Origin of the sequence: Microvirga massiliensis (assembly GCF_001006805.1) — a bacterium.
Taxonomy (GTDB): Bacteria; Pseudomonadota; Alphaproteobacteria; order Rhizobiales; family Beijerinckiaceae; genus Microvirga; species Microvirga massiliensis.
Genome location: NZ_LN811353.1, coordinates 323,191 through 340,608 on the forward strand (window position 1 = coordinate 323,191; position 17,418 = coordinate 340,608).

At 63.6% G+C, this 17,418-nt stretch carries 11 protein-coding genes and 1 pseudogene; 5 read left to right on the forward strand and 7 right to left on the reverse strand.

Features of this window, described 5'->3' with window-relative positions:
* Positions 1 to 34: 34 nt before the first annotated feature.
* Positions 35 to 931, reverse strand: a complete 897-nt coding sequence (locus tag BN1233_RS14135; RefSeq protein ID WP_048709179.1) for an MBL fold metallo-hydrolase — start codon at positions 929 to 931, stop codon at positions 35 to 37.
* A 211-nt stretch (positions 932 to 1,142) separates the two neighbouring features.
* Between BN1233_RS14135 and BN1233_RS14140 the strand changes: the two genes are divergently transcribed.
* The 4 genes and pseudogenes from BN1233_RS14140 (at position 1,143) to BN1233_RS49690 (ending at position 5,774) form a co-directional block, all read left to right on the forward strand.
* Complete coding sequence (locus BN1233_RS14140; RefSeq protein ID WP_046864211.1) at positions 1,143 to 2,741, forward strand: class I adenylate-forming enzyme family protein; 1,599 nt, start codon at positions 1,143 to 1,145, stop codon at positions 2,739 to 2,741.
* 76 nt (positions 2,742 to 2,817) lie between these two features.
* Positions 2,818 to 3,594: an SDR family NAD(P)-dependent oxidoreductase gene (locus BN1233_RS14145; protein ID WP_046864212.1), complete on the forward strand. Its 777-nt coding sequence runs from the start codon at positions 2,818 to 2,820 to the stop codon at positions 3,592 to 3,594.
* Positions 3,595 to 3,639: 45 nt separating this feature from the next.
* On the forward strand, positions 3,640 to 4,860 hold the full coding sequence (locus BN1233_RS14150; protein ID WP_046864213.1) for an acyl-CoA dehydrogenase family protein: 1,221 nt from the start codon (positions 3,640 to 3,642) through the stop codon (positions 4,858 to 4,860).
* A pseudogene (locus BN1233_RS49690) lies at positions 4,860 to 5,774 on the forward strand (phosphotransferase family protein). Before BN1233_RS14150 ends, BN1233_RS49690 begins: the two are co-directional and overlap by 1 nt.
* Positions 5,775 to 6,308: 534 nt before the next feature.
* Here the strand turns inward: BN1233_RS49690 and BN1233_RS14160 are convergent.
* Both BN1233_RS14160 and BN1233_RS14165 read right to left on the reverse strand, forming a co-directional pair.
* On the reverse strand, positions 6,309 to 8,018 hold the full coding sequence (locus BN1233_RS14160) for an ABC transporter permease (RefSeq protein ID WP_048709181.1): 1,710 nt from the start codon (positions 8,016 to 8,018) through the stop codon (positions 6,309 to 6,311).
* A complete protein-coding gene (locus tag BN1233_RS14165; RefSeq protein ID WP_046864214.1) occupies positions 8,015 to 8,998 on the reverse strand; it encodes an ABC transporter substrate-binding protein in 984 nt (327 codons plus the stop codon). The genes BN1233_RS14160 and BN1233_RS14165 overlap by 4 nt, the downstream gene beginning before the upstream one ends.
* Positions 8,999 to 9,246: 248 nt before the next feature.
* Here BN1233_RS14165 and tal point away from each other — a divergent pair, with 248 nt between their 5' ends.
* Positions 9,247 to 10,218 (forward strand): transaldolase, encoded by a 972-nt coding sequence (tal, locus tag BN1233_RS14170; RefSeq protein WP_046864215.1) that lies wholly within the window; start codon positions 9,247 to 9,249, stop codon positions 10,216 to 10,218.
* 206 nt (positions 10,219 to 10,424) lie between these two features.
* On the opposite strand, the gene BN1233_RS14175 is transcribed toward tal, so the two are convergent.
* From BN1233_RS14175 to BN1233_RS14190, 4 genes are read right to left on the reverse strand one after another with little or no spacing between them, the layout of a single operon-like run.
* Complete coding sequence (locus tag BN1233_RS14175; protein ID WP_046864216.1) at positions 10,425 to 11,795, reverse strand: HlyD family type I secretion periplasmic adaptor subunit; 1,371 nt, start codon at positions 11,793 to 11,795, stop codon at positions 10,425 to 10,427.
* Positions 11,792 to 13,933 carry a peptidase domain-containing ABC transporter gene (locus BN1233_RS14180; protein ID WP_046864217.1) on the reverse strand — a complete coding sequence of 714 codons (2,142 nt, stop codon included), beginning with the start codon at positions 13,931 to 13,933 and terminating at the stop codon, positions 11,792 to 11,794. Before BN1233_RS14180 ends, BN1233_RS14175 begins: the two co-directional genes overlap by 4 nt.
* A 45-nt stretch (positions 13,934 to 13,978) precedes the next feature.
* Positions 13,979 to 14,287 (reverse strand): hypothetical protein, encoded by a 309-nt coding sequence (locus BN1233_RS14185; RefSeq protein ID WP_046864218.1) that lies wholly within the window; start codon positions 14,285 to 14,287, stop codon positions 13,979 to 13,981.
* Between the two features lie 14 nt (positions 14,288 to 14,301).
* Complete coding sequence (locus BN1233_RS14190; RefSeq protein WP_046864563.1) at positions 14,302 to 17,376, reverse strand: DUF4082 domain-containing protein; 3,075 nt, start codon at positions 17,374 to 17,376, stop codon at positions 14,302 to 14,304.
* Positions 17,377 to 17,418: the final 42 nt, after the last annotated feature.

A 17,418-nucleotide genomic window follows, 5' to 3' on the forward strand; every position in this document is an offset into this window, starting at 1 on the left:
GTCCAGGGGACGATCCGAAGTGAGCGAGCGCGGCTTACGACAGCGTGGCCCCCGCAGGTTCGAACCGGTATCCCATTCCCTCCCGCCGCACGTACCCTGCATGAGGCGGACCGAAATGCATCGGCAGCAGCAGCGCACCGCTGTCCGCGCAGTAGTCGAGTACTCTCCGCCGCGTGGCCCGAGCGGCGGCAGGCTCCTCGCAGAAGCAGCTGTTCAGCTCCGGATCGTAGATCTGGATCGGCTGATGCAGGACGTCCGCCGTGCAGATGAAGGCGCCTCCCGCCGACTCGTACTTCACGGCAAGCTGAGTGCTGGTGTGACCCGGGGCGGCCTCCACGGTGAGGCCGGGAAGAATGATATCTCCAGGCTCGACGAAATCGACGACTCCCGCCTCGGCCACCGGCAAGACGCTGTCCTCAATAACGGCCACGTTCTCGGGAAAGAGGCGCGGCCCATCACCCCGGGTCCAGTGGTCGAACTCCGCCCGCCCGAAGATGTAGCGCGCGTTGGGGAAGGTCGGAATCCAGCGCCCGTCCTCCGCCCGAGTGTTCCATCCGACATGGTCGACGTGAAGATGCGTGCAGATGACGAGATCCACGTCTTCCGGCCTCACTCCCTCTGCCGCGAGATTGTCGAGGAATGGAAGGTCGAGCATGTGGAAGCGCTTGAGCAGAGGCAAAGCGCGTGCCTTGCCGTTGCCCGAACAGGTATCGATGAGGATTGTCTTGCCCGCGAGCCTCACGAGCCAGCCATGAATGCTCGAAATCACCTTCCCGCTTTCGGCGTGGAAGAAATTCGGCTGCTTGAGTTGAGGGTGCTCGTCGAGGATGGCAGGGTCGAAGCCCGGAAATAGGAACGACGGGATAAAGCCCTGTTCCAGCACTTCCTCCACACGGGTGACGGTCGCGCCTCCAATCGCGAACGTGGTCAAGCCTTTCCTCCCAAGCTTGTATCGTGCCATCGACGGAGAGGTAGCACGTAGGGCGGCGCATGCCAAGAAATAAACTGCGTTTCACGGTATGAACTGGACGAGTGCGCCGATGTCATGATACGACAGTCATATCACGGTGTGAAATCATTGCGCGCCACGGCCGAAACATCCGTGCGAAAAGTGCCGTGACAGGGAGTGAGAGGAGGCAGCCTTGGACTCGCCGTGGAAGGAACGATTCGAGAAGCGTCGCGAGCTCCTGTTCGGCACGCGACTGGTCCCCTGTTACCGCGAGCGCCCACGGTCGTTGGATATTATGTTCCGCGATGCTGTTAACAGGGGACCAGTCGCGACGGCTGTCGTCGACGGCGAGCGCCGCTTCACCTACAGTGATCTCGACCAACAGGTCGATGCCCTGGCAGCCGGATTCGCCGAGCGAGGCCTGACAAAAGGCGATCGGGTCGCGCTGATCCTCGGCAACCGGTCGGAGTTCATCATCGCTCTCCTGGCCGTTGTTCGTATCGGCGCGGTCGCCGTTCCTATCGGCACCAGGGAGGCGGCACCCGGCATCGCTTTCGTCCTCAACAACTGCCGGGCCGAAGCGGTCGTGCACGATGCCGAGCTATCCGCCCTGCTTCCGCCGGCCGAGGGCGCACCGCACCTGCGCCTGCGCATCTGCGTCGGCGGAGATGTCGGCGGCTCGGAGAGCTTCGAGCGGCTGGCTCAGGACGGTGGAAAGCCGCCCCCCGTCTCCGTCCACGAAGAGGACGGGGCAGTGATCCTTTATACCTCCGGCACGACCGGCCTCCCTAAGGGAGCAGTGCTCTCGCACGTCAACATCGTCCATTCCTGCATCCACTTCCAGGAATGCTGGGAGTTCGAGGACGGGGAGCGCTCGATTCTTGCTGTGCCCGCCTCACACGTGACCGGCCTCGTCGCCATCATTGCCAGCATGATCCGCGTCGCCGGTTGCACGATCATGATGCGGAGCTTCGGCGTGCAGGACTTCATCGAACTTGCCAGCCGGGAAAGGATGACCACCACCGTTCTCGTGCCCGCGATGTACAATCTCATCCTCCTGCGCGGCGACCTCGCGTCGGCGGACCTCTCCGCATGGCGGATCGGCGGATTCGGGGGCGCGCCGATGCCCGAGGCGAGCATCCAGGCGATGGCTGAGCGGTTGCCGAACCTTCAGCTTCTCAACGCCTACGGCTCCACCGAATGCGCAACGATCATCAGTGTCGTGCCGCCAGGCTACACCAATCGCTGCCTCGATTCGGTCGGCGTGTGCGTTCCGTGCGGCGACCTCCGCATCGTCGATGACGAGGGCCGCGAGGTGCCGCCGGGAGAAACTGGAGAGGTGTGGATCCGCGGTCCCATGACTATTCGCGGATACTGGGAGCGCGATGAGGCGACCGCTGCCTCCTTCGTCGACGGCTACTGGCGCTCCGGCGACATCGGCTCCCTCGATGAGGAAGGGCTGTTGCGCCTCTTCGATCGCAAGAACGACGTCATCAATCGGGGCGGCTACAAGATCTACAGCGTCGAGGTGGAAAACGCCCTCGCGCGTCACCCGGACGTGATCGAGGCTGCAGTGGTCGGGCATCCCGACCCGGTTCTCGGCGAAAAGGTTCACGTTTTCGTCTCGCGGAAGTCTGAGGCGCTCGACGAAAGCGCCATCCGCAGCTTCTGCGGTGGCCTCTTGGCGGAGTACAAGGTGCCGGATCAGGTGACCTTCCTGCCGGAAGGACTTCCGCGCAACTCGAACGGGAAGATCCTGAAGCGCGTCCTACGCGACCGCATCAACGACTGACAGGGTCGAGGCCGGGCGCCGGCTCAGCGCCCTCAACCGCTGCAGGCCGGCGCCAAACTGCTCAGGGAGATCGCTCGTGCCCAATGAACTACCTGTGAAATTCTCGCTTGACGGCCGGGTTGCATTCGTGACCGGCGCCTCGAGCGGAATCGGCCGGCATCTGTCCCTCGCGCTTGCCCGGGCCGGCGCGTCCCTGGCCGTCGCGGCGCGGCGGGCCGAGCGCCTCGAGACGTTGCGCCAGGAAATAGAGGCGATCGGGGCGCGCGTGTGCTGCGTCGCCCTCGATGTGACGGACCGGGCGAGCGTCGAGGCGGGATTCGCAGCCGCCGAGGCGGCGCTCGGGACAGTCGACGTGCTGGTCAACAACGCAGGGGTCGCTGATCCGCAGAAGTTTCTCGACATGACGGAGGACGCATGGAGCTTGGTCGTCGACACGGATCTGACCGGCGTATGGCGCGTCGCGCAGGTTGCTGCGCGGCGCATGGCGGCGGGCTCCGGCGGCTCGATCATCAACGTCGCGTCCGCTCTCGGTTTGGCGCCTCAGAAGAACCAGGCCAATTATTGCGCGGCCAAGGCGGGCGTCATCCACCTGACGAAGGTCATGGCGCTCGAACTCGCAAATGCCGGGATCCGGGTGAACGCAATCGCACCCAGGTACTTCGAAACCGAGATCAACGCTGACTTCTTCGCTAGCCCTCAGGGCAGTTCCTACATCGACCGACTTGTCCCGCGCCGTGTAGGGCGCCTGGAGGAGCTTGATGGAGCGGTCCTCCTCCTTGCATCCGATGCCGGGCGGTTCATCACGGGCGCGGTACTGCCGGTCGATGGGGGCGCGCTGCTGAAAGGCTTCTGACGTTCGACCAACCTTAGCACAAACCAAGCCCAGGAGGCTCTGGCCGTGGATTTCACCTTCTCCGAGAAAACGCGCTCTCTCGCACAGAGGCTCACGGCCTTCATGGAGGCCCACGTCTACCCTGCGGAGGCGGAGTATCGCGAACATGTCGAGACTGCCGAGAACCGGTGGACCATTCCGCCCGTCATGGAGCGCCTCAAGGGGAAGGCGAGGAGCCAGGGGCTCTGGAACCTCTGGGCGCCGGGCGAGTACAACGAGCACAATCTGTCGAACCTCGAATATGCACCCCTGTGCGAAATCATGGGGCGCTCTCTGATTGGAGCAGAGGTCTTCAACTGCAGCGCTCCGGATACCGGCAACATGGAGGTGCTGATCTGCTATGGGACCGAGGCCCAGAAACGGCAATGGCTCGATCCGCTGCTGAGAGGCGAGATCCGGTCCGCTTTCTGCATGACTGAGCCGGATGTTGCGTCGTCCGACGCAACCAACATTCAGTGCTCCATTGATTCAGATGGCGACGACTACGTCATCAACGGACGCAAGTGGTGGGCGAGCGGGGCGCTCGATCCTCGATGCAGGATCTTCATCGTCATGGGCAAGACGAATCCCCAAGCGAGCCGGCACGAGCAGCAGTCGATGGTGCTCGTGCCCACTGACACTCCCGGCGTACACATTGTTCGTCCCATGAGGGTCTACGGCGAGGACGACGCGCCGCACGGACACGCCGAGATCCTTTTCGAGAACGTGCGCGTTCCAAAGGCGAACATGCTCCTGGGCGAAGGACGCGGGTTCGAGATCGCTCAAGGGCGCCTTGGCCCCGGCCGTATCCATCACTGCATGAGGTTGATCGGGTGCGCACAACGCGCGCTCGAAATGACGTGTCAGCGGGCTGCCACCCGCGTCGCGTTCGGCCGCACGCTCGCCGAACAGGGCGCGGTGCGCGAGGACATCGCGCGTTCGGCGTGTGAGATCGAACAGGCGCGCCTGCTCACCCTTGCCGCTGCGGACAAGATGGATCGCGAGGGTAACAAGGCGGCCCGCGATATGATCGCGATGATCAAGATCGTGGCGCCGACGATGGCGCAGGATGTGATCGATCGCGCGGTGCAGCTGCACGGCGCGATGGGGATCAGTCAGGACACCGTGCTCGCGGATGCATGGAAGTACGCACGGATCTGCCGACTGGCCGACGGGCCCGATGCCGTCCACCGCGTCAGTCTGGGCAAGCAGCTAATCCAGCGATACGGAAACGTGCGGCAACACTGATGTCATCAAGCGGGCTCATCGATCTCGACCGACTCGTACCGTACCTGCGTGCCAATCTGCCTGGCTTCCAAGGGCCCGCGACCGTCCGCAGGTTTTCAGGCGGGCAATCGAATCCGACATTTCTCGTGGAGACACAGTCGGACAGATACGTTGTGAGGCGCAAGCCACCCGGGGTTCTCCTAAAGTCCGCCCATGCAGTGGAACGTGAGTACCGCGTAATGTCGGCGCTGAGCGGCACTCCGGTTCCAGTGCCTCGCGTTCATCTCTTGTGCGAGGACGAATTGATTCTCGGCACGAGCTTTTTCGTGATGGACTTCCTCGATGGCCGGATCTTCTAGGACCCCGCACTGCCAGAAATCCCCGTCGCTGAGCGGGCGGCGTACTATCGCGAGATGGCGCACATCCTCGCCGAACTCTCGCGGCTTGATCCTGTGACGGTCGGGCTGGATGATTTCGGTCGGCCGGGCAATTACGTCGAGCGTCAGGTTTCGCGTTGGATCACTCAGTATAGGGCATCAGAGACGGAAACCGTCGAGGCGATGGAAGAGCTCATCCAGGTTCTGGCGCGCCGGCGCCCGTCGGGCGGGGGCGTGGCGCTGGTGCACGGAGATTTTCGCATCGACAACCTCATCTTCGATGCGGTTCACCCGAAAGTCATCGGAATTCTTGATTGGGAATTGTCGACGCTCGGAGCGCCGCTCGCCGATCTGTCCTACTTCTGCACAATGCTGCGCCTACCGCGCAGCGGCCATGTCATGGGGCTTGGATTGGAGAACCGGACTGCGCTCGGCATTCCGACCGAAGAGGCGCTTCTTACGGAGTTCCAGACCTATGGTGGCCCTTTACTGGGTGACGACTTCCACCTCTGGCTTGCCTTCCACGCTTTCCGATTCGCGGCCATCGGCAGGGGGTGAAGAAGCGTTACTTAGAGGGCAATGCATCGAGTGCCGACGCCGCGAGAGCAGCCACCATGGTGGAGATTGCAGCCGAGCTTGGCCGTGACCTGTGCCGTAGTGATCGCCTATCCGCCAGTCGCTCCTCGGAAGACCGCACGAGGGAATGAGTTCGGGATGGGCACCCACATTCAGCTGACCGAGACGACGAATGAGCTAGCGCGCGCCGGTTTCGGAGATGGCGCTCAGGAGCCCGGCCCTCTTACGGCAATCCTCTTCACGTGCCTGCACGATCTCCGTGCTGCTCCGCCCGAAAGCACCTGAACAAGCGCTCGACCTCTCCCTCACGCTGATGCGATGCCTCCGCGGAGCTGACGGACTTCAGTGCCGACCAAGCTGGTCATGCGGACAAGGTCGACTCTTAAACACTCGACTACTAGAGGGCAGTTGAAGAAGTCCCTCGCTGTTCGAATTCCGGCGTCGACATCACCTTGCGTTCCGACGCTGCTCGGGTTCCAAACCAAATCACGCGATGTTGCCCGAACATCACTGAACTCAAACCCGCCAGGGCAGCACCCCAGTCGGTAACAGGCGCGCGAAGCGATCGAGGAGGATCATCACGGCGGAGATGACCATGATTGCCACGATGCCGATCGCGGCGGCCTCGCTCGCGAGCCCGGCCTCCTCGAGGCTGAACAGGGCAACGCCGATTGTTTCCGTGCCGGACGTCCAGAGCAGTGCCGAAACGGTGAGTTCGTTGAACGCCGTGAGGAAGACCAGAAGAGCGCCCGCCGCTGCAGATGGGAGGATCGCAGGCCCGACGATCCGCACGAGCCTTTGCCAGAATCCGGCGCCGCAGATGCGCGCCGCTTCCTCGAACTCCGGCGGCAACTGTCTTGCCGCCGCAGACGGAGCCTTCAGGGCCATCGGGAGGAAGCGTGCGAGATAGGCAAAGAGGATGATCAGCGGGGTCGCATAGAGGCTCACCCCGATCAACGGCAGCGGGCGTAGGAACAGCAGGATGCAGGCGATCGCCAGCACCACGCCGGGTAGTGCATAGGGGATTTCGAGAACGGTTTCGACGATGCGTCCGGCACGGCCGAGCCCTTCCAGCCCCCGCGCCAGCGGCAGCGCCAGGATGGCGAGAAGGAGCGCCGCCACTGCGGAGAACAGGAAGGAGTTCCGGAAGGCCCGGACCGTGACGTCCTGGCGCAGCAGGACTTCGGCGAAGTTCCGTGCCGTCAGCGTCTCGAGATTGAGCGGGGCGCCATAGGTCGGCACGAGGGCGGCCGTCAGGAGCGAGAGCACCGGCAGGATCAGGACGATCGCGATGATCGCGTACAGTCCGAGGCCGATGGGCCAGCGCCATCGGCCGAGCGCCCACAATCCGGAAACGCTGCGCCCGCGCGCGAGACGGCTGGGTTTCGTCCGCAGGGCCAGTTGCGCGACCATCAGACCGAGGGCAGCGATCGCAGCCACCAGGACCGACAGCGCGGCGACATCTCCGATGACGGAGGGGCCGAGGCTCGACAGGCGACGATAGATGAGCGTCGGCAGGGTCAGGTAATTCACCGGCATCCCGAGCAGCGCGGGAATCCCGAAATTTCCAACCGCCGCCACGAAGGCGAGGGCGGTCGCGGCGACGAGATGGGGCCTCATCAGAGGCAGCACGATACGGGCGAGGATCTGCCTCGGCTTCGCCCCCGCGGCCTGCGCGGCTTCGAGAAGATCGCGCGGAATCGTCCGCAGCCCTGCCTGCAGGGTGATGAACACGAGCGGCGCGTGATGCAGCCCGAGCACGACGATGATTCCCTCGCGCCCCACGAAAAGGTTCGGCGAACCCGGAGGCGGAGCCAGGCCGAGACTGTTCAGGAGCGGCGAGGACGGCCCGGACAGGGATTGGAAGGCAAGGGCGGTGACCTGCGGGGCGACCATCGTCGACAGCACGAAGAGAAGCGCCATCAACCGTCGCGCCGGCGGATCGAACAGGACGGTCAGGATCGCAACCGCGCCGCCGAGAGCGGTCGCGATGGCGGTCGATGCGAGGCTCGTTTCGAGGCTGTGGAGGGTTGCCCGCCAGGCGCTGCGGCTCGCGATTTCCGCGAAAGCGGGTCCGGGATCAAAGGAGCCTCCCGCCAGGAACGCTGCCGCGACGAGGCGTGCGAAGGGCAGCGCCGAGAAGAGAACGACGCTGAACAGAACGAGGACGAGGATGGTGAAGCCGTCCCCGCCCGCGAAGGCGACTGCTCGCGAACGCACCCTCACCGGGTGAAGATGTCCTCGAAGCGCTTCTTGTTCGAGGCTTCTTCCGCCAGCGCTTTGCCGGCGTCAAACGCCATGATCTTGATGTCTCCGCGCGGCGGATAGCCCGCCGGGAGAGCGACGTCCGGATGCGCCGGCACGTAGCCCTGCTTCGCGGCGAGTTCTTGACCGTCCTTCGAGAGCAGGAAGTCGACCAGAGCCTTGGCGGCTTCGGGATTGCCGGTGCTCTTGAGAATCGCGACGGGCTCGGTCACTGCGGATACCCCTTCCTTCGGGAAGACGAACTCGACCGGCGCGCCCTTCGCCTTCTCGCGTATCGGCATGAAGTCGACGATCATTCCGTAGAGCTTCTCTCCTCCGGCCACCTTCTTGAGGATGTCGCCGTTGCCGCCCGCCGCGAGGGCGCCGTTCGCCTCGAGAGCCTCGTAAAACTTCCAGCCCTCGGGCAGGTTGCTCGTGAGGGTCACCGTGTGGATCAGCGCCGCTCCGGAGGTGAGTGGGCTCGGCATCGTGACCTGGCCCTTCGCCTCCGGCTTCGCGAGATCAGCCCAGGAGGAAGGCTTCATGGGCGCCTTCGTATTGTAGACGATCCCCGTCGTGATCAGCTTGGTGGCGAACCAGTGTTTCTGGGGATCGTGCAGGCCTGCCGGGTAGGCCGAGATGTCGGCCTCGTCGTGGGCGAGGAGCAGGCCTTCCCCTCTGAGGCTCTCCATCGTGACGCTGTCGGCGATCAGGAGTACGTCGGCCTGCGGCTGGCCGGCCTGGATCTCGGCGCGAAGCTTCGCGAGGATGCGCGGCGTCCCGTCCCGCACGAAGGAGATCTCGATGTCCGGGTATTTCACCTTGAAGGCGTCGATCGTCTGCTGGGCATCGGTGTTCGGCTGGCTCGTATAGAGAACGAGCTTGCCGGAGGGGGCTCCCTGGGCCAGCGCGGCCGGCGCGATCAGGGCAGCCGCAGCGAGCGCGGCGAGCAGGCGTCTCATGGGATGTCTCCTGAGATACGGCGGCGGCTGGCGCCGTCCTGTAGCGGGCGCGCTTAATGCATGTAGGTACGACACCGCAATGACAGAAGACATCCGCGTCAGCGAGTCCTGACGGGACGGTTCGCGGGCAGCACTCAGGCGGAAGCCGTCCCCGTGATGAACCTCGTGGTTTCGCTCACGCTCGCCACCATCTATGGAAAGCAGGATGCTCCGGCAGGACGGAGCGCACGTGAACGGAAAGACCGACGATGCCCTCGAAGCTCGAACAACTCCGCGCCACGACCGTGGTGGTGGCCGATACCGGCGACATCGAAGCGGTGCGCCGGCTGAAGCCGCAGGATTGCACCACCAACCCGACGCTGCTCCTCAAGGGCATCGAGACCCCCGCGGCGGGCCCGATCCTCGAGGAAGCGCTGAGCTGGGGAAAGCGGCAGGGCGGCTCCCGCGAGGGCGTCGTGGCGGCGATCTGCGACCGGCTCGCCGTCGCCTTCGGGGCGGAACTCGCAGGGATCGTGCCGGGCCGCGTCTCGACCGAGGTCGATGCGGATCTCTCCTTTGACATCGCCGGCAGCGTCGCCAAGGCTCGCGCAATCATCGCGGCCTACGAAGCGCACGGAATCCCGCGCGAGCGCATCCTCATCAAGGTCGCGGCCACCTGGGAGGGTATCCGGGCGGCCGAGATCCTGCAGCGCGAGGGGATCGACTGCAATCTGACCCTGCTCTTCTCCCTCCCGCAGGCTGCGGCCTGCGCGGATGCGAAGGTCTTCCTGATCTCGCCCTTCGTCGGGCGCATCTTCGATTGGTACGTGAAGGCCGGCGGCGGGCCATATACGGGCGAGACCGATCCGGGCGTGCAGTCGGTCCGGCAGATCTACGCCTATTACAAGAGCCACGGGATCGGCACCGTCGTGATGGGCGCCTCGTTCCGCAACGTGGGACAGATTGAGGCTCTGGCCGGCTGCGACCGCCTGACGATCTCGCCTGCGCTCCTCGACGAGCTTGCCGCCTCCGACGGCGACCTCCCGCGCCGACTCTCGCCTGAAAATGTCGAGAACGCTCCCGCTCGCCTGCATCTCGACGAGAAGGGCTTCCGCTTCGCCCTCAACGAGGATGCGATGGCGGCCGAGAAGCTGTCCGAGGGAATCCGGCTCTTCGAGAAGGATCTTCGTGCCCTGCGGGACCTCGTGGCGCGCGGGCTCGAGGAAGCGAAGGCCGCCTGAGCGGCCTCGTATGTCAACTCCTACGAAAGCCTCTGAGCGCCAGAGAGCGCCATGCTTCCTGACATCGAAAAGTGAGGTTATTCGGCACCGTTGAATCAAGGCTGGGAGCGTGCTGTAGGATGGCTGGTCCGGGCGCTAATGAGTGCTGAGGGTGTGGTCCTTCCGGAAAGGCCGAAGGCACATAGCCGGCAGGGTGCTCGGGATTCTCAGCCGGGCTCCCGGATGCTCTCGTCGAGGCCCCGCAGGATCGGGTAAAGGAAATAGGAGATCACCGTGCGCCGACCGACCTTGATCTCGGCTTGCACGGTCATGCCAGGAATAAGGTGCATGGTCTCGGGCACGTCTCTGAGTGTCGTATCAGTAAGACTGATGCGCGCCCGGTGAATCAGTGCCGGAGCTTTGCCGGGTTCCTTCGATCCTTCTGTCGAGAAGGCGTCCTGGCTCACTGTGCGTACTTCGCCCCGGGCGGCTCCGTGCTTCTGGAACGGAAAGGCCTCGAGCTTGATCCGCACGGGCTGCTTTGGGGTAACGTGACCTACATCACGCGCGTCGATCGCAACCTCTGCCTCCAGAGGCGCATCGGCGGGCACGAGTGTGAAGATCGGCTCGGCCTCTCGTACCACTGACCCGACCGAGCGGTGGGCCGTGTCGAGCACGATCGCGTCTGCCGGTGCGGTGATTGCCACCATCCGCCGACGCAGTTCCGCCTTCTTGAGCTGCTCTGCCGCCTCGTCCCTCTGATTGCGCGTCTCCACAAGCTGTTCGAGAGCTGTACGGCGAAAATCATCAATGAAGGCCTGACGCTCAGCTCGGGCCTTCTCGAGGCCTTGTGCCAATTCCGACAGGCTGCCCTTAAGGCGGGCAAGGGAGGCCTCCGTTTCGAGCCGCATGTCCCGGGATTGGAGAAGGTTCAATCGTGAGCCATTGCTACTGGCAAACAGGGTCTCCCGCATGGTTTCGATCTCGCCGAGGGTCGAGAGGCGCTGCGTGAGCACCGTGATCTCGCTGCGGGTCGTCATAATATTCGCCGCTAGCCGAGCGGTCTGCGCATCGAGATTGCGCACCTGTGAGGTGAGGTAGGCTTGGCGCTGAGCATAGAGACGAGCTTGGAGAATCTCCTCAGGGGGAGCTTCCGCACCGGCTGTAAAGTCGAGATCTGCCAACTCGGCTTCGAGCCGCCGTGCTTGGGCATCCAGCGCTGCGTGGTGCGTGCGCAGCTGCTCCAAGTCGGCCTGTGTGAAAGTGGGATCAAGTGTGGCGAGCACCTGACCAGCCTTCACGGTATCACCCACTTGCACGTCGATGGAGCGCATAACGGAGGTCTCGAGCGGCTGCACGACAAGATTTGGTTGAGTGGTGACGAGCCGACCCGGGGCGACCGCGATCTCATCCACCTCTGAGAGGCATGCCCAAGCGATCGCGGTCACAATGAGAAATGCAACGATATAGAGTGTGATGCAGGCGATACGTGGCGGTGCACGCTCCTCGATCTCGGTAGCATCGGACTGGAACTCGACCACCTCGGGCGCGGTCGACACAAGTCTGAGATGAGGATGGGTTCTGGATGGGGCGCTCATGCGACCTGCCTCGTCTGCTGCGCCCATAGGCGCCGGTAGGCGGCGCAGCCGGACAGCAGCTGGTCATGCCGACCCATCGCAGCGATTCGGCCCCGGTCGATCACCAGGATGGCATTAGCGTCCACTAGTGTGGAGAGCCGGTGTGAGACAATCACGACCGTGCGCCCGGCTGCGATGCGGCGCAGATTCTGCCGGACCAGAGCCTCGCTTTCCGGATCTAAGGCGCTTGTTGCCTCGTCGAGAATGAGGAGCCGCGGATCAGTAACGAGCGCCCGCGCAATGGCAAGGCGTTGGCGTTGTCCACCGGACAGATTGCCGGCGTTCTCCTCGAGCGGGGTGTCGAAACCTCGTGGCAGTCGCTCGATGAACTCCTCTGCACCTGCGAGTCGGGCCGCGAATGCAATCTCTTCGAAGGTGGCGTCTGGCTTGGCGGCTGCGATGTTTTCCCGGATGGTGCCGCGGAATAGAAAGCTGTCCTGAAGCACCACGCCGGTGTTTCGCCGCAGATGCACGAGGTCGAGCTCGCGGATGTCGAAGCCGTCGAAGCGGATCTGACCCTCGTGTGTCGCATAGAGCCCTTGGAGGAGCCGCGTCAGCGTTGTCTTGCCGGAGCCGCTGCGCCCCACGATGCCCAGAATGCTGCTTGGTGCGACCGAGAAGGAGACCTCTTCAAGGGCGGATGGCCGATCGGGAGCGTACCGGAAAGTGACGCTCTCGAATTCGATGCGGCCCTCGAGCTGCGGCTTCAGGCCGTTGGTACGTCCGGCCCGCTCCTCGGCACGATTCATCACCTCGCCCAGCATTCGCACCGAGAGCGCGATATCCTGATATTCGTGCACCATAGTGACGAGTTGCACGAGAGGGCCCGAGACTCGGCCGGCGAGCATGTTGAAGGCCACGAGAGCACCGACCGTCAGCGTTCCGTCGAAGACTGCCATCGTGCCGAAGCCCACGATGGCCACGACCATCAGCTTCTCGACGAGACCTGTGGCTGCCTGCGCCACGGTCGAGATCGTCTCGACACGGAACCGTGTCGAGACCGCCGAGGCGGAGCGATCGTCCCAGACACGCCGCTGCATGGGCTCCATAGCGAGCGACTTGATGGTGTGCATCCCGTGCACGGTTTCGACGAGCAGCGCCTGGCGCTCCCCTTCGGCTTCGTAGAGGTGCTGGAGGCGCCGACGGAAAGGACCCACGAGAAGTGCGATCACCAACCCGACGACTGCCGTGAAGGCGACAACGATCAAGGTGAGTTCAACACTGTAAAGGACCAGGACGGGGACGAAGACCAGCAGTGACAGCGCATCGAGCACCGTCAGGAAGAGACGCCCGGTGAGAAATTCCCGAATACGCGCCGCTTGCTGCATGTGCTTCACCAGCACACCAGCCGGCATGCTCTCGAAGAATGCAATCGGCAAGCCCAGGAGATGCGCGAAAGTCCGCGTCGCGACCCGGATGTCGATGCGGTTCGTGGCGTAGAGAAGAAGGTAGCGGCGCAGGAACGTAAATATGCTGTCGAACAGGAGCGCGATCACGATCCCGATCGCCAGCACCTGCAGCGTGGCGTAGCTCCCGTGGAGCAGTACCTTGTCGATGATAAGCTGAAAGAAGATCGGAGTCGCGAGGCCGAGTCCATACAGGAACAGCGCGGCCACGATCACGTCCCGGAAGAGGCGCCTCTGGCGGATGAGCTCCGGGACGAACCACAGGAGGCCGAAGGGGCGCTCCGGATCCGTGACCCCATAGCTGCGCTTGACAAGCGCGACCTCGCCGGTCCAGCGCTCACAGAACAGGTCTTGCGGCACGAGGATCGTGTCGGTCTCGCCCGCAAGCGGGTCGTAGAGCCGGATGTGGTCCTGGTTCTCTCCCTCGATCGCCAACACCGCTACCCAGTTCCCGTTCGAGAGCCGGGCAATAGCCGGGTAGGCTTCGCCGAGACGTCCGAGGCCGCTCCAGTCGGAGGTGATCCTGCGGGCTTTCAAGCCGACCTGGCGGGCCATGCGCAAGAGGAGCGAGACGGGGACCGCCTCGTCACCGAGCGCATGGTCATGGACGAGGCGCTCGACAGAGAGGTCCAAACGATGGCGACGGGCGGCAAAAACGAGGCATGCCGCCGCCGTATGGGAATGCTGGCTCATCGAGCCTCAATCTCGTGCAGGGGCAATGGATGGAGCACAGCCATCTCAGGAGAAGTTTGGGGAGCCCTTCGGGCGTAGCGGCGTCGACGTGTGGGCCTGCATGGGCTTCTGGTCCTCGGCGCCGGGTGAGCGCCGTACCGCACCCGATTCCACGAGACTGGCCAGCACTTTTTGCATGAGATCGACGCTGCCCGCGAAGGCCTCGATCGACATGACGATGCGTTGCCGGAACACTGCCCTGGGATTGCCCATCTCGTCCCGCTCGGTGGGCGAGAGGCTCACGAGATCGACGCGGACGATCGGTCCGGTGACATGGATTTCACCGATACCATCGGCATAAATTTCCTGATCCATAGATGAAACTTCCTTCAGGCAGCCAATTGCCGGAAGTTGACGTCAACCCAATAGTTGGAGGCATTGTAGGTGCTGGTCGGGAAGGTTCCGGACTGGCCATAGGCGTAGACACCGGCATTGACGGGGGCGGTCAGCGGACCGCTCGTGTACGGCGCCGTAAAGTAGTTCAGGTCGGCCGAGTAGCTCCCATTCGTGCTGTAGGAGGCCACATAGGTTGTCCCGGCGGTGATCTTCACCGGGGTCGTAAAGGTCAGAGTCTGCCAACCGCTGGCGGTTTCATTCGTGAAGGTGCCTTGCGCGAGGCGCGTGCCCGTGCTCGACCACAGGCTCCCGATATGGGTGCCGGTGTTCTGAGGTCCTTTGTAGAACTCGATGCCGGTGATCTCGCCTGCCGCAGAGGACGAGAACCGCACCCCGAGTTCCAGCGCACTGCGCTCGGGATCGGTGATGATCGTGGGCGTGGCATTAGGAGAAAACAGACCTGCGGTCGTTGTGGTGCCGGGATCTGTGACGTTGACAGACACGGTTGCGGTGGATGTGCCGCCTCGCCCGTCACTGATCGAGTACTGGAAGCCTGCCGAGCCTACGTAGTTCATAGCGGGTGTGAAGGTGACGGCCTGCTGGTTGAGAGAGACCATTCCATTCGATGGATTGGATACACCCGTGATCGTGAGGGGGTCATTGTCCGGATCGGAGTCGTTGCGGGTGAGATCCGATCCTTGAATGGTGACGGCGGTGTTCTTGGTGGTTGTAGCGCTGTCGTTTACTGCCGTCGGGGGGCTGTTCGCCGTCGACGTGGATTGTCGAAAGATCGTGTCAACCCAGTAGTTGGAGGCATTGTAGGTGCTGGTCGGGAAGGTTCCGGACTGGCCATAGGCGTAGACACCGGCATTGACGGGGGCGGTCAGCGGACCGCTCGTGTGCGGTGCCGTGAAGTAGTTCGAATCGGCCGAGTAGCCCCCGTTCGTGCTGTAGGAGGCAACGTAGGTCGTCCCGGCCGTGATCTTCACCGGGGCAGCGAAAGTGACAGCCTGCCAGCCGCTGGCGGTCTCGTTCGTGAAGGTCGCCTGTGCGAGGCGCGTGCCCGTGCTCGACCACAGGCTCCCGATATGGGTGCCTGTGTTCTGCGGCCCCTTGTAGAACTTGACACCGATGATTTCGCCTGCCGCAGAGGACGAGAACCGCACCCCGAGTTCCAGCGCATTGCGCTCGGGATCGGTGATCACCGCGGGCGTATCAGTAGAAGAAAACAGACTTGCAGTCGTGGGATTGGAGACCGTGACCTGCACGCCTGCGCCGGGCGTCTCCATGTTGACGGAGTCGTCCACTGCCCGGGACCGGATCGTGTAGGTCCCGCCCGCTGTCGGAGTCCAACTGTAGCTCCAGCTAGATCGGCCGGCAGCCCTTCGCCATGTGGTTCCGCCATCGGTCGAGACCTCCACGCCGCCGACCACGCCGCCGACGTCTGTTGCCGTACCCGTGATGGTGACGGACTGGCCACCTGTCAGGGTCGAGCCATTGCTGGGTGTCACAATCGTCGAGGCGGGTTTGGTCGTGTCCGTGGACGGGATTGGCCGCACCAAGCCGGCCTGAAGAGTGTCCGTGAGGACTCCCATATCGGCCAAAAGGTTGGCAGTGGACTGTTGCACGCGGACGTCGGGGACCGCTGCCGCGACGCTGCCGCCATGGGCCATGTCGTAATCGTGTGTCCCGTCCAGACCCCAGGCCCAGCGGGGCGTCCCGGCTCCGAAGACGAGGGCGCCGCTGTCGTCCCGGTACAGGCTCAGGTTGTGCGTGGCAGCCCGAGATCCATAGGTACTGCCATAGTCCAGCAGATACGAGGTCGATGGGTCGGATGTGGAGGATAGGTTTATGAGCCCCGGTGGACGGAAGCCGTTATCCAGGTCCTCATCCCACTCGTAGCTGAGCAGTTCCCCAGACAATGTGGCGGTCTGGCTCGGCGACATTCCTGCAATGCTGGTGTTCCGCCAGAAGCGGAGATTGCCATAGCTTCCCGGTACCTGGATCGTTTCCTGAGACCCGTTATTGACAGTGAAGATGGTCCCGGTGAGCTGGTTTTCGGGGCGGCCGCCGTCGCTGGGCGGGCTGAAGCGCGGGTCGCGCCAGGTACCGGTCCAGGCCGGGTTCGGGTCGATCTTGGCGTTGGCGTGTGTCTCCTTGTACGAGACCAGCGTGCGATAGGGGGTGTTCGAGCCGTCAATCGAGTTCTCCCAGCGCGTCTTCCAGAACACCTCATTGCCGCTGAAGAAGGCGAGGTTGACGCCGGCATCGCGGGCGGCCTCGACATTGGCGCGCTGCTGGCCCGACCAGTATTCGTCATGCCCGACCGAGAGGAAGGCCTTGTGCTCGCGGAGCTCGGCCCCGAGCCGGTCGGTGTCGATGCCCGACAGATAGCTGACACCGTAGCCGTTCTGCTCCAGCCAGCGGATCATCGGATACTCGGAGTCGAACAGAAAATCCCGAGGTCCTCCCTGACCGGTGGGATCACCCCGGGTGATAAAAGGACGGTTATAGCTGACCTTGTAGGCCCGGCCGGCGGGGCTGCCTGTGTAGAGGCTGTTGCCGCCCCAGCTGTTGTAAGCCTGCCAAGTAGTGTCGGAAGTCTGGAATATGATGTCGCTCTGACTGTTGTCATCGCGCACGATGAAGGGGATAAGGCTTGCCCCGGAGACGCCGTCCTGGCGTACGAGCTTGGCGATGTAGACGCCTGACACCGCGGTCGTGGGCACGGTCCAAGAAGCCGAGACACTCCAGTTGCCCGCGTCCACCAAGCCCGTCGCACTATCCGTTCGGGGATTCGGCTGAGCCTGAGCGCTGCTGAGAGTCCTTTGGATCGTGGATACCTTACGAGCGCCCAAGCCCCCGTAGTAGCCGAGCCGGTAAATATCGATCCGGTAATTGGTCGAGTTCGTCTTGATCTTGAAGTCGACTTTGCCGCCGACATTCACGCTCATGTTGGTGGCAAAGCCCTGGATGTTCGTGCTCCCGGCGCCGGGTACGTCCCACTCGCTCTTCGGGCTACCGGGAAGTTGGTTCTCTTGGACGATCCGATCTGAGTACGTACCCATGGTCGCCTCCAGTATGGCGATCATGTCAGTTGCTCTCGCCCC

Excerpts from the sequence above, each read along its gene's own strand:
- BN1233_RS14165 (WP_046864214.1), bottom strand. The coding sequence starts at position 8,998 with ATGAGACGCCTGCTCGCCGCGCTCGCTGCGGCTGCCCTGATCGCGCCG.
- tal (WP_046864215.1), top strand. The coding sequence starts at position 9,247 with ATGCCCTCGAAGCTCGAACAACTCCGCGCCACGACCGTGGTGGTGGCC.
- BN1233_RS14175 (WP_046864216.1), bottom strand. The coding sequence starts at position 11,795 with ATGAGCGCCCCATCCAGAACCCATCCTCATCTCAGACTTGTGTCGACC.
- BN1233_RS14180 (WP_046864217.1), bottom strand. The coding sequence starts at position 13,933 with ATGAGCCAGCATTCCCATACGGCGGCGGCATGCCTCGTTTTTGCCGCC.
- BN1233_RS14185 (WP_046864218.1), bottom strand. The coding sequence starts at position 14,287 with ATGGATCAGGAAATTTATGCCGATGGTATCGGTGAAATCCATGTCACC.
- BN1233_RS14190 (WP_046864563.1), bottom strand. The coding sequence starts at position 17,376 with ATGGGTACGTACTCAGATCGGATCGTCCAAGAGAACCAACTTCCCGGT.